This window comes from Meridianimaribacter sp. CL38 (genome assembly GCF_004328055.1).
GTDB classification, from domain to species: domain Bacteria; phylum Bacteroidota; class Bacteroidia; order Flavobacteriales; family Flavobacteriaceae; genus Gaetbulibacter_B; species Gaetbulibacter_B jejuensis.
The window spans coordinates 1-21,141 of record NZ_QKWS01000008.1 but is presented as its reverse complement, the minus strand read 5'-3'; the positions used below and the strand labels follow the sequence as shown (position 1 = coordinate 21,141).

The window sequence follows — 21,141 nt, the reverse complement described above, 5'->3', positions numbered from 1 at the left end:
ACTGGGGAAATCCTCAAAATTGGGATGATGCTAAAGTAGCAGCTAAAACTACTGTTAAAACTTACGAAGTACCATTTAATGTTGAAACGTATACAATTGATGTTAATCAAATATCAAATAGTGGTGCTGCATTAGAGTTTATTTGGGAAAAAACTTATGCTGCTGTACCGTTTACTGTACCAACAGATACAAAAGTAACCTCATCTATTGACAGAGTAATGAATGGACCGAGTGCTAATGATTATTATGCAGCTGCTGTTTATTATTTAGAAGAAGGTAAAGATATTAATAAAGCTAAAGAGTGGATAGACAAATCAATGTCTTTGACAGAGACTCCTAGATTTTGGCAATTAAGAAAAAAGTCGTTAATCTATGCTGCTGCAGGTGATAAAAAAGGAGCTATTGAAGCAGCAAAAAAATCTTTAGCTGCAGCCAAAGAAGCAGGAAATGATGATTATGTGAAAATGAATACAGACTCATTAAAAGAATGGGGAGCAATGTAGTTGTAAACCAATAATAATACTAAAAAAAGCGCAACAATTGTTGCGCTTTTTTTTATTCATAATGTAAACCTATTTTTTGTCTTACAGCATCTAACATTGTAATCAGAGTTTTACTAAATTCAAACGACATTACATCACTTTCAGTTTTTCCATCTCTAAGTAATTGGTTAAAGTGTATGGTTTCAAAATTATAACCGTTGGTAGTATATCCAAAATCGAAATGTTCTTCTTTGCCTTCATTAGGAATTAAACTCACTGTCGAAGGCTCTTGAAAACGACTGTTTATTTTTACAATTCCGTTTTCGCAATAAAATATAGCTTCAGTAGGTGTTTTTTCTAAAAGGGTACTTTTTAAATGCGCTTTTATAGAATTATCATAATCAAAAGTGATTGTACAAGACGAATCTACACCATTTTCAAAAAAAGTAGCATTGGTTTCTAAGGTATTTGGTTGACCTAGAGTAGACAATGCTGCAAAAATAGGATAGATACCAATATCTAAAAGACTTCCGCCACCTAACGACTTTTTAAACACGCGAGAATTCATGTCAACTGTTGGTTTAAAGCCAAAGTCAGCTTCTAATTTTGTGATGTTTCCAAAGATTTTATTTTCAAGGTGTTGAAGCGCAAATTTATAATGTGGTAAAAAATACGTCCATAAGGCTTCCATGAGCAGTACATTGTTTTCTTTTGCTACTGTAATCATCTCTTCAACCTCATTTTTATCCATAGCAAAAGGTTTTTCGCATAACACCGCTTTTTTATTTTTTAGACATAATATGGCATTTTCTTTATGGAGTGCATGTGGAGTTGCAATATAAACAGCGTCAATATTTGGGTCTTTAGCTAAATCTTCATAACTGTTGTACGCTTTTTCGGCATTATAAGTTTTAGCAAATTCGTTAGCTTTTTCTTGGCTTCGGGAAGCCACAGCATATAATTGACAATTGTCAATTGTTAAAATATCTTGGGCAAATTTATTGGCAATTTTTCCAAGACCAATAATTCCCCAGCGTATGGTTTTAGTTTGTTGTGACATGTGTTTTTTGATTCAATTGAATACCTAATGCTAATACAATAACAATAAGACAACCTACAAAATTTAACCATAAATACGGTAGATTGATAAGACTAAAATGGTTTAAGAAAAACAGAGCAATAACAATAACTTGAGTTAATAATGCAGCAATAAAAACCGCATTTCCTTTAACGTGTTTAAAGAAAAAAGCAAGTAAGAAAATACCAAGCACATTTCCGTAGAAAATAGAACCAATGATGTTTACCAACTGAATGAGGTTTTCGGCTAAATTAGCAACACAGGCTACACCTATTGCCATTAATCCCCAAGCTAGAGTAAACCATTTTGAGGCTTTTACCATTTCAGCTTCAGATTTTTCACTTACATTTCGTTTGTATAAATCTATAGTTGTTGTAGATGCCAATGCGTTGAGTTCACTAGAAGTACTAGACATTGCAGCACTTAAAATTACAGCAAGCAACAACCCAATAAGACCACGAGGAAGGTTCTTCAAGATAAAAGAAATAAACATGTAGTCTTTATCATTACTTTCAATCTTTAGGTTTTTGACTTCTGCAGCTTTATCAATTAAAACTCTTGCTTCGGCTCTTAGTTTATCATTTTCGGTATTGAAGTTTGCAATTGTAGATTTTGAAATGGGCTTTCCTGTAGTGTTAAACGAATTAATAGCTTCCTTTTTAACTTGAAAAAGTTCTTGTTGCTGTGTTTGAAGTTGCTTGTAGTCTTCAGCGTATTCTGAATTTAAAACGGTTTCAGTTGCTAAAGGGTTAAAATTTAAAGGTGCTTCATTAAACTGATAAAACACAAACACCATAACGCCAACCAATAGAATAAAGAACTGCATAGGTACTTTTAACAAGCCGTTAAAAATGAGTCCTAATTGCATTTCTTTAACCGATTTTCCTGAAAGATAACGCTGTACTTGACTTTGATCTGTTCCAAAATAGGAGAGCATCAAAAACGTACCACCAATAATTCCACTCCAAAATGTATAACGGTTATTAAGATCGAATGAAAAATCTAAAACATCCATTTTGCCACTAGCTCCTGCAATTTCTATGGCATTGCTGAAGGTGATATCTTCTGGTAGCTTATTGATGATTAAAATAAAAGCGACAATCATTCCTGAGAAAATAACCAGCATTTGGTGTTTTTGAGTTACGTTTACAGCTTTTGTACCACCTGTAACTGTGTAGATGATTACCAACACACCAATAATGATATTGAGTAAAAGCAGATTCCAACCTAATACAACCGATAAGATTATAGCAGGTGCAAAAATGGTTATTCCAGCAGCTAAACCTCTTTGTATTAAAAAGAGTATTGCTGTTAGAGTTCTTGTTTTTAAATCAAACCTGTTTTCTAAAAACTCATAAGCTGTATATACTTTAAGTCGATGGTATAATGGAATAAACACCATGCATATAATAACCATAGCAATAGGAAGTCCAAAATAAAACTGAACAAAGCCCATGCCATCATTAAACGCTTGACCAGGAGTTGATAAAAACGTAATAGCACTTGCTTGTGTTGCCATTACTGAGAGTCCAATAGTCCACCAATGTGCAGTATTGCCACCTTTTATGTAATCTTCAACATTTTTACTACCACGAGTTTGCCAAGTACCATATAAAACAATAGTAAAAAGGGTTAATGAAAGTACAATCCAGTCTATTGTTTGCATAATTAGTAAGCTTGTGTAATTAAGTAGAAAAACAAAATGTATAAGGCATTAGCTACCAAAATTAAGGTGTACATTTTTTGCCATTTGTAGTTGTCTTGTTCCATTAGTTTTTTAAACTTTCTTCGGTTGAAATATCTTCTTTTCCAATAGAAAGCATATTGGCAAATAAACGGTAAGCACCAGAAACTCCAGCAGGAAACTCCCTAAAAAAGCTTAATCCTGTATAAATGTAATACCCTTTACCATGCTTTGCTACGAGTAAGCTGCCTTCTTTAGCAGTTTCTCCTTTGTCGTGCATTGAAAGCAAAGGTGTAAACTCATTAGCCCATTCATTAGGAAAATAAAGCCCACGCTCTTGAGTCCAACCTTCAAAATCTTTTGTAGTGATTTTATTAGGGTAATTAAGAAGTGGGTGTTCAGGGTTTAAGAACGTAACTTCAGCAAACTCATCAGTAACACGATCTCTAGATAATTGTAATTTGTAAGGTGCTAAATTATTGGTTTTTAATCCTCTGCTAGTATTGTATTGTACAATCATGTTTCCACCATTAGCCACATAATCAAACAGTTCTTGTTGTTTATATTTTAAGTCTTCAACTGTGTTGTAAGCTCTAATACCAACTACAACAGCATCAAACCTGCTTAAGGTTTCTGTGTTAATGTCTTCAGGTTTTAGTATCACTACATTATAACCTATTTGTTGTAAGCTTTCAGGAACTACATCACCTGCACCTTCAATGTAAGCGATGTTTTCACCTCTCTTTTTAATGTCTAATCTTACAATTTTACTTTCACTAGGAAGTAATACAGTTTGAAACGGAATATGGTCGTAATCGATCTCAATAAGTTCTCTGGTAAACACTTGGTCACCAACATGAACCATTGGTGTAATTAGTCCTTCACTTTGGTTTTTAGGAGGTACAACAGTAAATACTAAAGTTTGCTCCTGACCACTATTTGCAATTGATACTTTTTGTTTTTCAGGATAAATGTTCCAATCTTGTGGATGTGCAATTTGAACATAACCTTCAAGATTATCTTTTCCTGATTTTACCACAACCTGAATGTCTTTTTGCTGATCGTTTTCAAAAATGATAACTTTTTCAGATACTTTAGCAGAGGCTTCAGGGATAATTTCAAAAGGTTTATAAACTTCACCTTTTACAGGGTCGTTGGTTTTGTAAACTATAGGTCTTGTAAATTCTATAGGTGTTTGGTTGATTTCTAATTTAAAAGTAGCTGTATATTCTCTAGGTGTTTCAGGATGTCCAATTAACGCTTTGTCTTCAACTTTGTACATGCCCAAAGTACCTTTTTTTGTTAGCCAATATGGTGTAGTTGGAAGCTGACGCGAAGAAATAAGAATAGTATCTTTAAGGTTTTCTTCAATATTATCTTTTAAAGGAAAGCGTTTGTATAGGCGTTTTTTTCTTCCGCTATCTTTTAGTTGTAAGCCAGTAAACATAATGTTTGCGTCACTTCTGTTGATCATTTCAATAGAAAGTGGCACTTTAGAATTTGCTGTTGCGTGGTTAGAATTAGCAACAACTTCAAGAAACAAACCAGCACAATTAGCGATAATATTTTTGATTTCTTCAGATTTTATAGTTTTCCAATGCTCATTTTCTAAATTCTGAATTAAGGTATAAGCTTCAACAAGCTTTGGAATGGATGCCGAAGGGTTTGAAAAATCGTAGTCTTTTTCAACTTGATAAAGAATGTCTCCAATGGCTTTTCCGCCTTTAATACGATTCCATGAAGTGTCAATACCCTCAAAAATATTGGTTTTGTCAGTTGGTAACGAACCATTGATTAGTTCGATATATTCCATTTGCTCGCCTCTACTACCAGAACTCCCAAAACCTTGTGATTTGTGCTGACTTCTACTAAGCGCTGCAATCTCAGGATTACTCAATCCGTTTAACGGAAAATACACTCCAGTATCAATGGACAATAAATTGGTTTTATCGGCTTTTTCAAAAGCATCTTGACTACCATAAAACCACCAGCTAGTATTAAAAAATTGACGTTTTGGTTGCCATGGACTAACTGATTTTAATTGCTCAGGATAAACTGATGCGTTGTTTGCTAAATCAAAAGCTTCAACACTAAGCATTGCAGAACTTGTATGATGGCCATGTGTGCTACCAGGACTTCTATGGTCAAAACGGTTAATGATAACGTCTGGTTGAAATTGGCGTATAGCAAGTACAACATCGCTTAACACTTCGTTTTTGTTCCAAATTTCATGGGTTTCATCAGGATGTTTGGAGTAACCAAAATCGTTAGCTCTGGTGAAACGTTGTTCGCCACCATCAATGCGACGAGCAGTTAAAAGTTCTTGTGTTCTAATAACTCCAAGAAGTTCGCGTATTTCGGGTCCAATTAAGTTTTGACCACCATCGCCACGTGTTAAAGATAGGTAAGCAGTACGTGCTTTTAAGTGGTTGGACATATAAGAAATTAAACGAGTGTTTTCATCGTCAGGATGCGCAGCAACATAGAGTACCGAACCTAAAAAATTAAGTTTTTGTATGGACTCGTATATTTCTGAACTATTAGGTTTTTTAGGTTGTTGAGCAAACGTTGAATAAGAAGAAATTGCAATTGCTAAAAAAGAAAACAGTAGTTTTTTATGCATGGTTTTTTGGTTTGTGGGCAATAAATATAAAAAGAAAACCAGCGCATCTGCTGGTTTTAATGTTTCTTTAACGTGCGGTTTGGGTGTTTTTGAAGTATTATTTATTCAGTTTGTAATTTTGTCCAGTCTTAAATCCGCAATAGCCTATAAAACTTAATAATAGTATTTGGAAGCCAAAAAGTATGTTTGATATTAAGAGTAAGCCATTTTCTTTAGGTTTTACTTCTGGTTCAATTTCTTGGTCGCTTAAAGGAGGATACACTGTCCAACTTGATGATTGTTGGTTTAATAGCTCTAGTATAGAAATTAGTTCCATTAGAACTAAAACTAAAAGGATAGTAGAAATCATCAAGATTAGATTTGCAACTAAATTATTGAATTTCCTACGTAGTACCCTTACTAAATATACTCCAAAGAATATTATATAGCTGCAAAACAAAATGAATTGAGTGTTTTCAATTACTAAGTAAGTATCGTGAATGTTTAAATTTAGAGTAGAATTATTTGTCAACCCTTCAAACCCAAAAATGAGTAGGTTTATAATAAGGGCAAATAGTGTTGTTCCTATCAACCAAAAAACCTCTTTTTTATTTAGTTTGAACTGTTTCAAGTTTATAACGCATCTGACCCATCATCAAGAAAATCGTCAATGGCGTCTTTTTTAACTAGTGTTACAGGTTTTTGCAAGATAAGGTTGTTTGGGTAAGTTACTAAATCGCCATTATCTAACCTTAAATGTAACTGAAACGCAGCAATGTCTTCAATAATCGCTTCCAGAGGAAAATCTTTATCATGGATTTGTATTTTATCACCAACCTTATAAGGGAAGTTAAAAAACATAATAATACCTGAAGTAATATTGCTTAAAATAGACCATATTGCAAATAAACCAATACCAATTACAGCAAACACCGAAGAAAATACTAAAGCCATATCTTTAAACTCTGCACCAAAAATAAAGGCTTCAATAAGTACTGCAATCATCAATAAAGTTGCAGTTACGTAACGGTTAATGAGATGAATTCGAGCATCGTTAATACCACTTTTCTTTCCTATTTTTCGTACTGCTACTGCAGAAATAAATCGTATAAATAATAGTATAGCGATTAAAATAGCAGATTGGATTAATTCGTTTTTATAAGTTTCTAAAAGCATTGGAATAGGGTTTCTTTAAACAAAGATAAAATAGAAAACTAATAAGACCATTAGTTTTCAACTAAACTATTTAGTGTTTTATAAAGTAGGTGAGTAGGTAACCCAACCACATTAAAATAAGAGCCTTCTATTTTAGTAATACCAACTTGTCCTATCCATTCCTGTATGCCATAAGCTCCAGCTTTGTCAAAGGGTTTACAGGTATTAATATAGTAGTTAATTTCGTCGTTGGTTAAACTTTTAAAAGTCACTTTGGTAATTGCATTTACCGTTTTTTGAAGTGTAGGAGTCGTAAAGCAGATAGAAGTGATGACTTCGTGTGTTGCATTGCTCATAGATTGAATCATGTTAAATGCTTCAGCTTCACTATTAGGTTTTCCTAAAGCTGTATTGTTATGCCAAACTATGGTGTCGCTGGTTATTAAAATGTCGTTATCCTTAAGGTCTTCTTTAAAGGGTAAAGCCTTAAGTTGTGACAGGTAATCACTGATTTCAAAATGCTGTAAACGCTTTGGATATTCTTCTTTAACAGGTTTTAAACGTACTTCAAAATCCAAACCCAATTCTTTGAAAAATTGTTGTCTTCTAGGAGAACCAGAAGCTAAAATGATGTTATGGTTTTTGAGTAAGTCGTTAAGCATTAATTTATTAAAATGAATTTATATAGTAATAATGATAGCATGCCGAAAAGCATTACTAATTTAAGAATATTACTAATAGCGTGATAGTCTTTTTTTGTTTCTGCAGTAAATATTTTTATGCTCACATAAATTAGTGGAGCAATTATGAACAGTAAAAAGTAACCAACCACAAGTTGTTGCTTAAATAAGTAAGTGACAACATAATATACTGTTGCAGCAATAGGAACAAAGGATAAAGCAAACACAATTTTTTTGGCACGTTCACGACCAAGTGTTATTGGTAATGTGTTCATTCCTGCTTTATGGTCGCCATCAATATCTTCGATGTCTTTAACCATTTCACGAAGTAGGTTTATAATAAACGCAAACAACGCATAATCCCAAAGGATTTTAAAAAACGTGACTTGAGTTGCTTGATTTTCTGGAGTAATAGCAGGCAAAAGCTCAAAAAGACCAACAATAATAATACTTAAAGCAACCAATATAGAAACCAATAGATTGCCAACTAAAATAAGTTGTTTAAAATAACTAGCATAAAGGTATAGTAGTCCTGAAATACCAACAAACAGCACAAAAAATCCGCTTCTTCCTACTAAATGAGATAAATAAAACCCAACACCTACACCAATAACGTTAAATGCGATAAAGAGGTTGTAGGCTGTTTTTTCAGATACTGTTTTACCAACAATTACCTTATCTGGTTTGTTGATTGCGTCAGTTTCTTTATCGTAAATATCGTTGATGATATTTCCGCCAGCAGCTAAACAAAGCGTTGCAATAACTAATAAAGAAAACCCAAATCCATTAAGAGTTATCGCTACTCCAAAAGGCTCAAAAAGTGCATATTTTATTAATAGCTGCACTATGGCAATCATTAAAAGGTTTTTATAGCGGATGAGGTTGAGTATATTCAATGTGTGTTTTTGTTAGTTGTTAGATTTTTTATTGATGGCTGCATACTGCCAACTAAAAATTAGTCGTATTTAGCACTAAAATCGGTATTCCATTTTCCTTGTACTTTAAGGACTTGTTCTATAACGTCTCTTACTGCACCTTTACCACCATTTTTATGAGATACATATTTTGAAATTCCTTTTATTTCAGGAACTGCATCTTGTGGGCAACAAGGTAAACCTACTAATTTCATAACAGGATAATCAGGAATATCGTCACCCATGTATAGTACATTTTCGGTTTTAATAGAGTTATTGTTAAGGAACTCGTTAAGTTGTTCAATTTTGTTGTGAGCTCCAAGATAAACATCTTTAACACCCAAACCTTCTAAACGCACACGAACGCCTTCGTTTGAACCTCCTGAAATGATGCAAATATTAAAACCAGCATCAATGGCAGTTTTCATGGCAAAACCATCTTTGGTATGCATGGTTCTTAGCATTTCACCAGAAGTTGTTAAGGTTATGGTGCCATCAGTTAATACACCATCTACATCAAAAATAAATGTGGTAATATGTTCTAGGTATTCTTTATAGCTTTTGTCTTCCATGTGTTTTTTGTATTGAAGCTGTTAAGAGTTTATAAATGGCTTTATGATGCTCGTTATCCAGTAATTTTAAATGTTTTTTTATGGTTTTTTTATCATTGCGTTTTGCAGGACCAGTTTGAGCCATGTAAGGCGAAATATCTTGCACTTTTTTAGCAGTTTCAGTAATTAAAGGTTTTAAAATTTCAAATTCTACACCTTCAGATTCGGTGATTTCATGAGCAACTCTATACAGCTGATTGGTAAAATTATTTACAAATACAGCTGCTAGGTGTAATGCTTTACGTTGGTCGCCATTAACTTTATAAGTTTTACAACCTATAGTTTCACCAAGTGTTTTTAAAGTTTGATAATCGGCTTTGTTAATAGTTTCTATGCATAAAGGAATTGTGGAAAAATCAACATCAGCATCTTTTGTGAAAGTTTGTAACGGATAAAACACACCTCTTTTAAGCTTTTTGTCTAGGTCATGAACACCTATACTTCCAGAGGTATGCACAACCAATCTATCTTCAAAAGGCAATTGAGAAGATAAATGTGAAATTGCATCGTCTTTTACAGCAATGAGGTAAACATCAGCAGGTTTTAACGCTTTAATATCGTCGGTAATTTCAACTTCATTTTGATAGGTTTCAATTGCATTTAAACGTCTGTTGTACCATTGTGTTACCGAAACGGTTTCAGCTGTTTTAAATGTTTTGTAAAAATGTGAGGCAACATTGCCTGCACCAATAATTATAACAGAAATCATGTTGTAAAAATAGGTAAGTATTACATCAAATAAAAGTGTTATAAGCTATCTTTGTAATAATGGAAAAAAAAGATATAAATACCAGAGAAGATGTTTACCTACTTGTATCATCATTTTACACAAAGGTGAGAAAAGATGACCTTTTAGGACCAATTTTTAATACTGCAATAAAAGATTGGGACGAACACTTAGATAGGTTGACTACGTTTTGGGAAACAAGTTTATTTATGACTCGAAAGCTAGAGCAGAAATACATTGGTAACCCAATGGAAGCTCATGTAAAGGTTGATAGAGATAATAACCATAGTATTACTGAACTTCATTTTGGAGTTTGGTTGAATTTGTGGTATCAAACTATTGATGAATTATTTGTAGGTGAGTATGCAGATGTTGCCAAAAGAAGAGCGCGAAAAATGGGAACATTTTTACATCTTAAAATTTTTGAAGAACGACAAAAGCATAAAAAAGATTAGTACGTTTTAACATATGTAAATAAACTAAAAGCCTTAAATTTGCACGACTTATTAAAAGAGTCCTTATATCATGCAAAATATACTCTCCAAAATCCTTTTTTCTACTAGACTTACTGCTATTTTATTTATTGTTTTTGCTGTAGCAATGGCTACTGGTACTTTTTTAGATGCTAGCCAAGATACATCACCAACGCCATATACCAGAAACCTGATTTATAATGCGTGGTGGTTTGAAGCCATTATGGTAATTTTTGTTATCAATTTTATAGGTAACATTTTTAGGTATAAGTTACTACAAAAGAAAAAATGGGCAACCTTTATTCTGCATGCAGCATTCATTTTAATTTTAATAGGAGCATTTGTTACTCGATATATTAGTTATGAAGGCATGATGGCTATTCGAGAAGGCGATACCGAAAATGTGTTTTTATCTCAAAAAACGTATATCACAACATACATTGATGGAGATTTAGTAATTAATGGACAAAACCAACGTAGGGTTTTAGAAAGCGAAGTAGACTTTTCTCCAAGAATGAACAATACTTTTTATGCTTCAACTACTTATGATGAAATGCCAGTAAGCATTGAGCTTGAAAAATTTATTGCTGGTGCTGAAAAAGATATTGTACCTGACGAGAATGGAGAAGAATATCTTAAAATAGTAGAATCTGGTGGTGGGCAACCACACAATCACTTTTTAAAGGTAGGGCAAGTACAAAGTATTCATAATGTGTTATTTTCTTTAAACAAGCCTCAAGAAGGAGCTGTAAATATTACTTATAAAGATGGTTCGTTAACTGTTGAGTCTCCTTTTGAAGGTGAATATTTAACAATGGCTACAGGGCAAACAGGAACTTTGGTGAAAGATTCTATTCAGCCACTTATGTTACGTTCAAGATACATTATTGGTAATATGCAAATGGTATTTCCTAAACCTGTTGTAAAAGGAGTTTTTGATTTGGTTAAAAAACCTGAAATCTTAAAAAGTGATGAAGACGGTTTAGTGCTAAAAGTAACTGCAAATGGTGAGACTGAGCGAGTAAGAGTGCTAGGAGGTAAAGGTAGTGATAATGCTTTTGAACAAATAAAAGTTGGCGGATTAGATGTTGCTGTAAAATACGGCTCTAAGCGTATTGAACTACCGTTTAGTATTAAGCTTAACGATTTTATTGCTGAACGTTATCCAGGAACTGAAAACAACTATTCTTCATACGCTAGTGAAGTAACTGTTATTGATGAAGCTAAGGAAAATTTTAATTATAGGATTTACATGAACCACATCCTTAATTATGGTGGTTATCGTTTTTTTCAATCGAGTTTTGATCCAGATGAAAAAGGAACCATCCTTTCAGTAAACCATGATTTTTGGGGAACTTGGATAACTTATATTGGTTACTTTTTACTGTATTTAGGTTTGTTAGGTATTATTGTAAGCAAGTATTCTCGTTTTGGAGATTTACGTCGTATGCTTAATAAAGTAAAAGAGAAAAAAGCAAAAGTACTAACGGTTCTTTTACTATGCATTGGAATGTTAGGTTATGGACAAGAACATTCTGAAAACGATGGTCATAATCATTCAAAACCTACAAAAGCGCAAATTGATTCTATTCTTCATGCTAACGTAGCTCCAAAAGAGCATGCCGATTTGTTTGGGCACATGGTTGTACAGGACTATAGTGGACGTATGAAACCTATGAATACCTATGCGTCTGAGATGCTTCGTAAATTAAGTAAACACGATACTTACGAAGATTTGGATGCCAACCAAGTAATGTTGTCAATTCAAGAAAGTCCGTTGCTTTGGTACAACGTTCCTGTAATTTATTTAAAACCAAGAAAGGCAGATACTATCAGAAGTGTAATAGGTGTTTCAAAGGAAGAAGATTATGCGGCATTAGCCGATTTTTTTACAGAAACAGGAGCTTTTAAACTGCAACCTTATCTTGATAGAATTACTAATGTAAATGATTTAAACGCTTACCAAAAGGAGTTTAAAGAAGCCGAACAACGTGTGTACTTATTATACAATGCAATTGAAGGACGCTCGTTAAAGATTTTTCCTGTACCAGATGACGAAAACAATAAATGGATTTCTCCAATAGAGTTTAGAGAAGAAGGCTATAGAGAAACTATAAAAGATTCGTTGTATGCTAATTTTATTAACAATGGACTTAATGCTTATTTGGTGAATGTTTACAACGCTAAAGCCTCTGGAGACTATACTATTGCAGAACAAGTACTGGATGGTATTAAGAAAACTCAGCAGAAGTTTGGTAGTGAAGTCATGCTTTCAGATGATAAGATACATACCGAAATTCAATATAATAAATACGATATTTTTAAAAAGTTGTTTAGTTGGTATATGTATGCTTCAACGGTATTATTTGTGCTATTGATCGTTCAGATTTTTAAAGACAAAAACAAGACAATTGATTATATCGTAAAAGGTCTTATAGGAGTAATTATATTACTGTTTTTGCTTCACACAGCAGGACTTATTGCACGTTGGTACATTTCTGGTCATGCACCTTGGAGTGATGCTTATGAATCTATGATTTATGTAGCTTGGGCTACCATGTTGTTTGGTTTAATTTTCGGTAGAAAGAGTAATTTAACCATTGCTGCCACAGCTTTTGTAACAGCTATGTTGTTAATGATTGCACACTGGCAATGGATGGATCCTTCAATCGCTAACCTTCAACCTGTACTAAATAGTTATTGGTTAATGATACACGTTGCTATTATTGTAGCAAGTTATGGACCTTTTACTTTAGGTATGGTGTTAGGAGTTGTAAGTTTATTGTTAATGGTATTTACAACCAAAGAGAATAAGCTTAAAATGGACCTTAATATTAAAGAACTAACCATCATTAATGAAATGGCATTAACAGTTGGTTTAGTAATGCTTACTATAGGAAATTTTTTAGGAGGTATGTGGGCGAACGAAAGTTGGGGTAGATATTGGGGTTGGGACCCAAAGGAAACTTGGGCTTTAATTAGTATTATGATTTATGCTTTTGTAATTCACATGCGTTTGGTTCCAGGTCTTAGAAGTAGATACATTTATAACTTGTCTTCTGTGATTGCAATAGCAAGTATTATATTCACTTATTTTGGGGTAAATTTCTATTTATCAGGATTACACTCGTATCAATCGGGTCAACAAATAGCTAGTTTTAAAATTATTGCAATTGCTGTTGGTGTTGTTGCTGTTTTAGGTGTTTTAGCATATAGAAAATGGGTGAAGTTTTATAAGAAATAATACCTTTTAATTTTTTTGTGATTTAAAAAAACGATAGATGTTATTAGTACTGTTAAAACCCAGAACCTTTTCGTACTTGTTCTTATCGTTGGTAAAAGTGAGTGACATATTAATTTTAGGTCCAATACGAGTGTATGGTTCTATTGTAAAATAATATACCTCATGTAGATATGTATTTGTATTTGTATTGTAATTAGATAAAATTTCAATATGATTTTTGTCTTTTAAACGATAAATAAATTTATCGTCACCATTAATTTTAAATAGGTCGTTATCTGGGTGTCCACTCATAGTGCCATTTTCAAGGATTTCAAACATTAAATGCTCTTCTTTCTTTACAGTTCCTTTTCTTATATCAGATGTATATATTGTTTTTTTCCAAGTTCCTAAAAGGCTTTTGTTGGTTTTTTCGTTAGCTAAAATATGATTCTTAATAATTTCATATTCTTTTTCTTTTAGTTCAGGATTTTTCAAGTTGTTATGATAATTATTCTTTATTTCTCTTAGTTGATTACGTATTTCTTTGAGTACCTTTAAAAAATTATCCTTATCTGAAATTTGTGATTCAACATAATTTTTCATGTTTATATTAAAACCTGATTCTACAGGCAAACTATCTTTTAGTTGTTCAATTTGAGCTATTAAAGCTGCTTTTTCATTTGGGTTGTATAGTTCAGTAGTAGTAGTGTTTTTAAAAATCGTTGTTGTCTTTTCAGTTTTTATCATTCCGAGTCCTTTTGCATAATAGATTTTGGCATCCAATATTTTTTGATTACCATTTATACCACCTTCAGACCACGTTTCTTGCGATACTACATAAACGTGCTCAAAAGTTCTACCTTGCACTTCTACGGTTATGTCTTTCTCAAGTATACTATTTTTATTGGTTACTATTTGTCCATGCATAGCGCTTTTTTCAGTCCATACTTCACCAATGGAGTTGTTAGGTTTTATAACGGTTGGCAAGTAGAATTGACCTGTTGGTACCATGCTGACTTCATAAATAGGTGTTGCATAGATATCTATTATTTTAGTGATATCTTGCTCATAACCAATTAACTCTTTGTTGAAGACATATATTTCATTGCCCATAATTAAGCTATTGTTAGCACAACTTACATAAAGTACTTGGTTTACTTCAGGAACCATTCCGTTTACATATTTGCTATAGGCTTTATATGTTTTACCGTTTATGGTTTTGTTGCCTTGAAACTCATAAGTTACTTCATTGTTTGTGATGCCAAAAGCACTAGGTTCAGTATAGGTGTAAGTTACCGTTTCTTGATCTGGAAAGAAATCACAACCAGAAATGGTTTGAGATAAAGTAAAATAAGGAATTATTAGACTAAGTAGGGTAAGTGAGGCTTTTAATACATTAGTTCTCATAATATTAATTATAAGTAGTTGTTGCCCAGTATAATAAATGTAAGTCTAAGTTACTTAAAAAAAATGATATTGTATGGTTTTTGTTTTAGGTTTATTTTGTTGAATTTATGATGGTAACTAAAAAGGTAATTATTTAAGAGGTTGTTTTAGCGTGTTTTATGCTGCTGTTATCAATGTCATCACATACTTATAAGCTATACCAAACGCAATAGCTAAACCAAAACTAAGAAGTGTACCTATAAGAATATATTCGGTAAGTTTTCGGTCTTTAGCTTTTGAAAGATCTCCAAACCTGAAAACAGATTTGGCAGCAATTAAAAACCCAATGCCTTCCCAATAATTCATTACTATAAAGGCAAAAACAAACAAGCGCTCGAGCATGCCTATGTATGCTCCTGCATTTTCTAAAGACTCACCTTTAAGGTCTTCTTCTAGTTGCCATTTAGAAATTAGTGTTTTCATAATTACCGATGAAACCACAGTAACACCTAACAAACCTGTAACAAACAATAAAAATTGACTAGTGAAAAAGCTGTCTGTGTTTATGCTGTAAGGTTCATAAATGTTTACAACCAATGCAATTACTATAAGGTGTGCCAATTGATCTAACCCAAACAGTAAACGTGTATTCAGTTTGTTTTTTAGGTTGAGTTTTATCACATCTATACCATAATGGCTTATTAGTATTATTAATAGTCCTAGCCAATATTTAAAATTGAATTGAAGTACAATAACCAACGCAATTAAGTGTACTAGGATATGCCAATACAAGTATTTGGATTTGTGTTTATAGTCTTCTTTATGCTTTACCCATTTTTCTGGTTGTAACAAAAAGTCTCCAACAATATGAGCAAGTACTAGTTTTATAAATAAAGATATCATAGTGTTTTAACTTGGGTTTTATAATAGGTTAGCATTTTTGAAATTTCATCAAATCCACCACGTTTAAGTCCTTCGCTAATATTACTTTGCGACTTACCTAGCAATTTAGCAATCTGCTTTTGGTTCAGTTCTGGATTGTTGAGTGATGCTTTAATAATTTTAGAAGACGTAGGGCTCCAACTATTCATGGTTAATTGAGCAAGCTCTAACATAAGGTTTAAGGTAGTATCAAAATCTTCATGTTCAGATTTTAACGCAAGCGTACTGTTTTTCATGCTTTCAAAACATTCACCTGAATTAATAAATGCACTACCATTAGATTCTGTTATTTTATCCGAAGTATATGTTTTTTCGCCTAAACCAATAGCAATTCTAACATCAATAGCTTTAAAAGTTTTTATAGTGGCTTTTATTAAAGTTGCAGCTTCAAGTGCTTGTCCAGGAGCAACTTCTAGTTGAAAACTATCACCTCTGTATATTTCCCAAGCTACTGGCTGTTTTCCGTAAGTGCTCAAAGTGTCTTTAAGTGCAGTTAACCATTCATTTGGTGCGCTCTCTCTAGAATTTATAATATCACCTGTTAAAATACTTGTCATTTTTTTCAATGTCTATAATCAAATCTATGATTTTTTAATCAGAAAAACAAAATTATCTGCTAAATATAGGATAATTTAAAATATCTGCTAATAATCAGATAAAATAAATTATCTGTTTTTGAAAAGATATAGATAAAAGTAAAATCATATCTAATTATCTTAGCGGTCAGTATTTAAAATTTAAGATAAATGAAAATTATAAAAGAGTTTAAAGAGTTTGCTGTAAAAGGAAATATGATGGATATGGCAATAGGAATCATTATAGGAGCATCGTTTAACAAAGTTATAGATGTTTTGGTGAAGAAAGTATTTATGCCACCATTATCATTGCTTTCTGGCGGAATTAATTTTCAGAATAAAAGCATCATTTTAAAAGAAGCAGTTAAGGATACTTCAGGAACTATAATAACCGATGAGGTTGCTATTGGCTATGGTGCTTTTGGTGAAGCCTTTTTAGATTTTCTTATTATAGGTTTTACGGTGTTTGTGGTAGTTAAGTTCTTAAACCGATTAAGAAACAAATCGCATGACACTAATGATAAAACAGTTGCAACTCCTAAGGATATTGAACTGTTAACAAACTTGACTGCTTTAATGGAAGAACAAAACAAGCTGTTAAAATCTAGGTTAAAAGACTAGGTGTTGATTCTTGAAACTAGAAAAAACTTTACCTTTATAGAAAAAAAGAGAGTTAACTTAAACGGTCAACATTAATTACTAAAAATTTGAACTTTTGAAAAAAATAGCATTACTAATTTTTGCGGTTATAGTTTGTAACTGTAAAGAAAAAAAAGAAACAACAAACGAAGTAGCATCAACTAGTTTAGAAACATCAAAAACAAACATGGAAAAAGAAAACATCTATCAATTTACAGTAAAAGATCTTTATGGAGACGATTTTGATTTTTCAACTTTAAAAGGAAAAAAAGTTATGGTTGTTAATACAGCAAGTGAGTGTGGTTTAACGCCACAATACGAGCAGCTACAAGAGTTGTATGAAACATTTAAAGATAAAAACTTTACAATTGTAGGGTTTCCTGCAAACAATTTTGGAGGACAGGAACCAGGAACCAATACTGAAATTGCATCGTTTTGTAAACAAAATTATGGTGTAACATTTCCTATGATGGGTAAGATTTCAGTAAAAGGAGATGACATGCACGAAGTGTATACGTTTTTAACTGAAAAGTCTAAAAATGGGTTGGAAGATTCTGAAGTTGCTTGGAACTTTCAAAAATATCTTATCGACGAAAACGGACATTTAGCAAAGGTTATTTCCCCTAGAACATTACCAACAGACGAGTCTGTAATTAGCTGGATTGAGTCAAAATAGGGTTGTAGTTTCAAAAATTTTGTGCATATTTGCTGTATTATGATTGCATAAATTTAAAAACAGGATAACGCTGAAGTTCTTTTTCGGCTTTTAATTTGTCTAAACTTAAATGGCTTAGACTAGTTTTTACATTTAAAAGTATTAAAAATGCAATCAAACAAAATTACCCTTAAACAATTCCTTAAATATTTTAAAATAGCTGTAACAGGTAAAGAACAAGAATTTACCTCAGGCAGTATTCGAAGAGCAGTTTTCATGTTATCAATTCCAATGATTCTTGAAATGCTCATGGAGTCTATTTTTGCTTTGGTAGATATTATGTATGTCTCTAAAGTAAGTGTCAATGCAGTAGCTACTATTGGTTTAACTGAATCGGTTATTACCTTAGTGTATGCAGTAGCTATAGGATTAAGTATGGCAGCCACAGCAGTTGTAGCAAGACGTGTTGGTGAAAAAGATATAAAAGGCGCTTCGCAAGCTGCGGTTCAAGTCATTATTCTTGGTATAGCAGTATCAATACTTATTAGTGGTATTGGAATTCTGTATCCTAAAGAAATTTTACAACTTATGGGAGCAGAACCAGATCTCATTGCTGAAGGTTATGGTTATACTCAAGTTTTGTTAGGAGGTAACATAACCATTATGTTATTGTTTCTTATTAATGCCATTTTTAGAGGAGCAGGAAACGCCTCTGTAGCCATGTGGACATTAATTCTCTCTAACGGATTAAACATTATCCTAGACCCTATGTTTATTTTTGGTTTTGGGCCAATTCCTGCTTTTGGAGTAGAAGGAGCAGCAATAGCAACCACAATAGGAAGAGGGACAGCAGTATTATTTCAACTAGTAATCTTATTTTATGGTTATAGCAAAATTAAGATTGGTATTAAGGATTTAGTCGTACGAATAGGTGTCATGTTCAACCTTATAAAAGTCTCTCTTGGTGGAATTGGTCAATTCTTAATAGGTACATCTAGTTGGGTGTTTTTAATGCGAATTATGAGCGAATTTGGTAGCGAAGTTTTAGCAGGCTATACCATTGCTATTCGTGTAATGATGTTTACACTAATGCCTGCTTGGGGAATGAGTAATGCTGCTGCTACATTGGTAGGTCAAAACCTTGGAGCTCAAAAACCTGATAGAGCAGAACAATCCGTTTGGAAAACAGGACGCTATACAGCTTATTTTATGGGCTTAGTGTCTCTTGTTTATTTAGTATTTGCTACTCATATCATTGAATTATTCAATACGCAGCCTGATGTTGTAAAATATGGTAGTCTATGTTTACGTGTTTTGGCAGCTGGTTATATATTTTACGCATATGGTATGGTGGTAATCCAATCATTTAATGGAGCAGGAGATACCAAAACACCAACTTATATCAATTTTGTTTGTTTTTGGTTGTTTCAATTACCATTTGCTTACCTCACGGCAATTACTTTAGATTTTGGACCAATAGGCGTTTTTGCATCCATTACAGCTGCCGAAGTTTTAATAGCAATTATAGGAATTATCTGGTTTAAAAAAGGCAAGTGGAAACTTGTTAAAGTATAGCTGTGAAGCTAATTTTAATTATTGATAATTGCTTGAAAACCAACGTTGGAAGTTGTTTTTTGCGTTTTATCGATTAAATTCTTAAAAATCAGGGAGTAAAGATATTTTTACTGCCTACCATTAAATTTAATTTGGTAGTATTTAAACTATTAGCATCATTTCTTCCCTCTGATAGTGCTGCTTGTTATTTTTTCTAATTAACAACAGATTTATGAGAAAAAGATACTTAAAATTAGCTTTACTTTTCTTCTTTACCTTCATATGTCAAAACGTGAAGTCCCAGTCAGGTATTTATGAAAGTTATGTTATCATAGATAGTGGATCGGGTAATAATTATTATGATTTAAACCCGCACACCCAAACTGCAAATTTTGATTTCAATGGAACAAATTTAGGAACTTTTCAAAGTACTGATTCGTTTGTTTTAAGTGGAGGACAAAACAATATTTATAAATGTGGTACAGATGATGTTACATCTGGGTATTTGAATTATAGAATATATCCAACAGGTAGTCCTTCAGGTGCTTTTGTTTCTATAGATTTAAGTTCAAATGTACAGAACTTTTTTGGAGCTGCTTGCTCAGGGTCTGGAGATAATCAATATTGGACTACAAACAATGCTAATATTAATATTTTAGCAGGTTTAACATCTGGTATTGATTACACAATTGAAGTTTATACAACAGCAGATTTTACCGTTGGCGGTGTGCCAAATCCATTTCCGCATACTATTAATGATGGAGGAGCCAATTTTAGCGCTAGCTTTAGAGTAGATGATCCTCCTAGTGCTATTTGTGCAAATTATATTGCTCAACTTGATAGCTCTGGTAATGTTTCTATTTCAGCTGCTAATGTAGATGGAGGCAGTACAGATGATTTTGGAATAGCAAGTATGTCATTAGACCAAACGAGTTTTGACTGTTCTAATGTAGGAGCCAACACAGTAACGTTAACAGTAACAGACAATAACGGGAACGTATCAACCTGTAGTGCAACAGTAACTGTTCAGGATAACACAGCACCAACAGCAGTTTGTCAGAATGCAACAGTTGTATTAGACGCCTCAGGAAACGGAAGCATCACGACTTCAGATATAGACAATGGATCAAACGATGCTTGCGGAATAGCAAGTATGTCATTAGACCAAACGAGTTTTGACTGTTCTAATGTAGGAGCCAATACGGTAACGTTAACAGTAACAGACAATAACGGAAACGTATCAACTTGTAGTGCAACAGTAACAGTAGAGGACAACACAGCACCAACAGTAGTTTGTCAGAATGCAACAGTTGTATTGGATGCCTCAGGAAACGGAAGCATCACGACTTCAGATATTGACAATGGATCAAACGATGCCTGCGGAATAGCAAGTATGTCATTAGACCAAACGAGTTTTGATTGTTCCAATGTAGGAGCCAACACGGTAACGTTAACAGTAACAGATAATAACGGGAACGTATCAACCTGTAGTGCAACAGTAACCGTTCAGGACAACACAGCACCAACAGTAGTTTGTCAGAATGCAACAGTTGTATTAGATGCCTCAGGAAACGGAAGCATCACGACTTCAGATATTGACAATGGATCAAACGATGCCTGCGGAATAGCAAGTATGTCATTGGACCAAACGAGTTTTGACTGTTCTAATGTAGGAGCCAACACGGTAACGTTAACAGTAACAGACAATAACGGAAACGTATCAACTTGTAGTGCAACAGTAACAGTAGAGGACAACACAGC

18 protein-coding genes and 1 pseudogene are annotated in these 21,141 nt (G+C 33.1%); 7 read left to right on the top strand and 12 right to left on the bottom strand.

The window, feature by feature from the left end; genetic code table 11:
* Positions 1–503 (top strand): DUF2911 domain-containing protein (locus tag DMZ43_RS14675; protein ID WP_131509068.1); only part of this gene is annotated, 503 nt, incomplete at its 5' end.
* Between the two features lie 52 nt (positions 504–555).
* Here the strand turns inward: DMZ43_RS14675 and DMZ43_RS14670 are convergent.
* From DMZ43_RS14670 to DMZ43_RS14630, 9 genes are all read right to left on the bottom strand, one after another.
* Entirely contained in the window at positions 556–1,542 is a 987-nt protein-coding gene (locus DMZ43_RS14670) for a Gfo/Idh/MocA family protein (RefSeq protein ID WP_131509067.1), read from the bottom strand.
* A complete protein-coding gene (locus DMZ43_RS14665) occupies positions 1,526–3,226 on the bottom strand; it encodes a sodium:solute symporter (RefSeq protein ID WP_131509066.1) in 1,701 nt (566 codons plus the stop codon). Before DMZ43_RS14665 ends, DMZ43_RS14670 begins: the two co-directional genes overlap by 17 nt.
* Before the next feature lie 103 nt (positions 3,227–3,329).
* A complete protein-coding gene (locus DMZ43_RS14660) occupies positions 3,330–5,867 on the bottom strand; it encodes a PIG-L family deacetylase (protein WP_131509065.1) in 2,538 nt (845 codons plus the stop codon).
* A gap of 97 nt (positions 5,868–5,964) precedes the next feature.
* The gene (locus tag DMZ43_RS14655; protein WP_131509064.1) at positions 5,965–6,477 is read right to left on the bottom strand and encodes a hypothetical protein; all 513 of its coding nucleotides are present in this window, start codon (positions 6,475–6,477) and stop codon (positions 5,965–5,967) included.
* Between the two features lie 2 nt (positions 6,478–6,479).
* Positions 6,480–7,022, bottom strand: coding sequence for a mechanosensitive ion channel domain-containing protein (locus DMZ43_RS14650; protein WP_131509063.1), 543 nt, complete (start codon positions 7,020–7,022; stop codon positions 6,480–6,482).
* A gap of 50 nt (positions 7,023–7,072) precedes the next feature.
* The gene (locus DMZ43_RS14645; protein WP_131509062.1) at positions 7,073–7,663 is read right to left on the bottom strand and encodes a Maf-like protein; all 591 of its coding nucleotides are present in this window, start codon (positions 7,661–7,663) and stop codon (positions 7,073–7,075) included.
* Positions 7,663–8,577, bottom strand: a complete 915-nt coding sequence (locus tag DMZ43_RS14640) for a geranylgeranylglycerol-phosphate geranylgeranyltransferase (RefSeq protein WP_131509061.1) — start codon at positions 8,575–8,577, stop codon at positions 7,663–7,665. Before DMZ43_RS14640 ends, DMZ43_RS14645 begins: the two co-directional genes overlap by 1 nt.
* Positions 8,578–8,636: 59 nt before the next feature.
* Entirely contained in the window at positions 8,637–9,167 is a 531-nt protein-coding gene (locus tag DMZ43_RS14635) for an HAD family hydrolase (protein ID WP_129761648.1), read from the bottom strand.
* The gene (locus DMZ43_RS14630) at positions 9,148–9,915 is read right to left on the bottom strand and encodes a Rossmann-like and DUF2520 domain-containing protein (protein ID WP_131509060.1); all 768 of its coding nucleotides are present in this window, start codon (positions 9,913–9,915) and stop codon (positions 9,148–9,150) included. The genes DMZ43_RS14635 and DMZ43_RS14630 overlap by 20 nt, the downstream gene beginning before the upstream one ends.
* A gap of 59 nt (positions 9,916–9,974) precedes the next feature.
* On the opposite strand from DMZ43_RS14630, the gene DMZ43_RS14625 reads away from it, so the two are divergent.
* Both DMZ43_RS14625 and ccsA read left to right on the top strand, forming a co-directional pair.
* Positions 9,975–10,388 (top strand): group III truncated hemoglobin, encoded by a 414-nt coding sequence (locus tag DMZ43_RS14625; RefSeq protein ID WP_131509059.1) that lies wholly within the window; start codon positions 9,975–9,977, stop codon positions 10,386–10,388.
* Between the two features lie 70 nt (positions 10,389–10,458).
* Positions 10,459–13,650: a cytochrome c biogenesis protein CcsA gene (ccsA, locus tag DMZ43_RS14620; protein WP_131509058.1), complete on the top strand. Its 3,192-nt coding sequence runs from the start codon at positions 10,459–10,461 to the stop codon at positions 13,648–13,650.
* Positions 13,651–13,656: 6 nt separating this feature from the next.
* On the opposite strand, the gene DMZ43_RS14615 is transcribed toward ccsA, so the two are convergent.
* The 3 genes from DMZ43_RS14615 to DMZ43_RS14605 form a co-directional block, all read right to left on the bottom strand.
* On the bottom strand, positions 13,657–15,036 hold the full coding sequence (locus DMZ43_RS14615) for a hypothetical protein (RefSeq protein ID WP_131509057.1): 1,380 nt from the start codon (positions 15,034–15,036) through the stop codon (positions 13,657–13,659).
* A 156-nt stretch (positions 15,037–15,192) separates the two neighbouring features.
* A complete protein-coding gene (locus tag DMZ43_RS14610) occupies positions 15,193–15,918 on the bottom strand; it encodes a DUF3307 domain-containing protein (RefSeq protein ID WP_131509056.1) in 726 nt (241 codons plus the stop codon).
* Entirely contained in the window at positions 15,915–16,514 is a 600-nt protein-coding gene (locus DMZ43_RS14605) for a SatD family protein (protein ID WP_131509055.1), read from the bottom strand. The genes DMZ43_RS14610 and DMZ43_RS14605 overlap by 4 nt, the downstream gene beginning before the upstream one ends.
* A gap of 189 nt (positions 16,515–16,703) precedes the next feature.
* On the opposite strand from DMZ43_RS14605, the gene mscL reads away from it, so the two are divergent.
* The 4 genes and pseudogenes from mscL to DMZ43_RS14585 form a co-directional block, all read left to right on the top strand.
* On the top strand, positions 16,704–17,153 hold the full coding sequence (gene mscL / locus DMZ43_RS14600; protein WP_129761642.1) for a large conductance mechanosensitive channel protein MscL: 450 nt from the start codon (positions 16,704–16,706) through the stop codon (positions 17,151–17,153).
* Positions 17,154–17,247: 94 nt separating this feature from the next.
* Positions 17,248–17,847 carry a glutathione peroxidase gene (locus DMZ43_RS14595; RefSeq protein WP_238155831.1) on the top strand — a complete coding sequence of 200 codons (600 nt, stop codon included), beginning with the start codon at positions 17,248–17,250 and terminating at the stop codon, positions 17,845–17,847.
* Between the two features lie 147 nt (positions 17,848–17,994).
* Entirely contained in the window at positions 17,995–19,401 is a 1,407-nt protein-coding gene (locus DMZ43_RS14590; protein WP_129761641.1) for an MATE family efflux transporter, read from the top strand.
* Between the two features lie 211 nt (positions 19,402–19,612).
* Positions 19,613–21,141: pseudogene (locus DMZ43_RS14585) on the top strand (hypothetical protein); the annotation flags it as partial.

What these genes read in the sequence shown, in the direction of transcription:
- DMZ43_RS14615 (WP_131509057.1), bottom strand. Translation starts at nt 15,036, where the DNA reads ATGAGAACTAATGTATTAAAAGCCTCACTTACCCTACTTAGTCTAATA.
- DMZ43_RS14625 (WP_131509059.1), top strand. Translation starts at nt 9,975, where the DNA reads ATGGAAAAAAAAGATATAAATACCAGAGAAGATGTTTACCTACTTGTA.
- DMZ43_RS14630 (WP_131509060.1), bottom strand. Translation starts at nt 9,915, where the DNA reads ATGATTTCTGTTATAATTATTGGTGCAGGCAATGTTGCCTCACATTTT.
- mscL (WP_129761642.1), top strand. Translation starts at nt 16,704, where the DNA reads ATGAAAATTATAAAAGAGTTTAAAGAGTTTGCTGTAAAAGGAAATATG.
- DMZ43_RS14665 (WP_131509066.1), bottom strand. Translation starts at nt 3,226, where the DNA reads ATGCAAACAATAGACTGGATTGTACTTTCATTAACCCTTTTTACTATT.
- DMZ43_RS14605 (WP_131509055.1), bottom strand. Translation starts at nt 16,514, where the DNA reads ATGACAAGTATTTTAACAGGTGATATTATAAATTCTAGAGAGAGCGCA.
- DMZ43_RS14635 (WP_129761648.1), bottom strand. Translation starts at nt 9,167, where the DNA reads ATGGAAGACAAAAGCTATAAAGAATACCTAGAACATATTACCACATTT.
- DMZ43_RS14590 (WP_129761641.1), top strand. Translation starts at nt 17,995, where the DNA reads ATGCAATCAAACAAAATTACCCTTAAACAATTCCTTAAATATTTTAAA.
- ccsA (WP_131509058.1), top strand. Translation starts at nt 10,459, where the DNA reads ATGCAAAATATACTCTCCAAAATCCTTTTTTCTACTAGACTTACTGCT.
- DMZ43_RS14650 (WP_131509063.1), bottom strand. Translation starts at nt 7,022, where the DNA reads ATGCTTTTAGAAACTTATAAAAACGAATTAATCCAATCTGCTATTTTA.
- DMZ43_RS14610 (WP_131509056.1), bottom strand. Translation starts at nt 15,918, where the DNA reads ATGATATCTTTATTTATAAAACTAGTACTTGCTCATATTGTTGGAGAC.
- DMZ43_RS14670 (WP_131509067.1), bottom strand. Translation starts at nt 1,542, where the DNA reads ATGTCACAACAAACTAAAACCATACGCTGGGGAATTATTGGTCTTGGA.
- DMZ43_RS14645 (WP_131509062.1), bottom strand. Translation starts at nt 7,663, where the DNA reads ATGCTTAACGACTTACTCAAAAACCATAACATCATTTTAGCTTCTGGT.
- DMZ43_RS14660 (WP_131509065.1), bottom strand. Translation starts at nt 5,867, where the DNA reads ATGCATAAAAAACTACTGTTTTCTTTTTTAGCAATTGCAATTTCTTCT.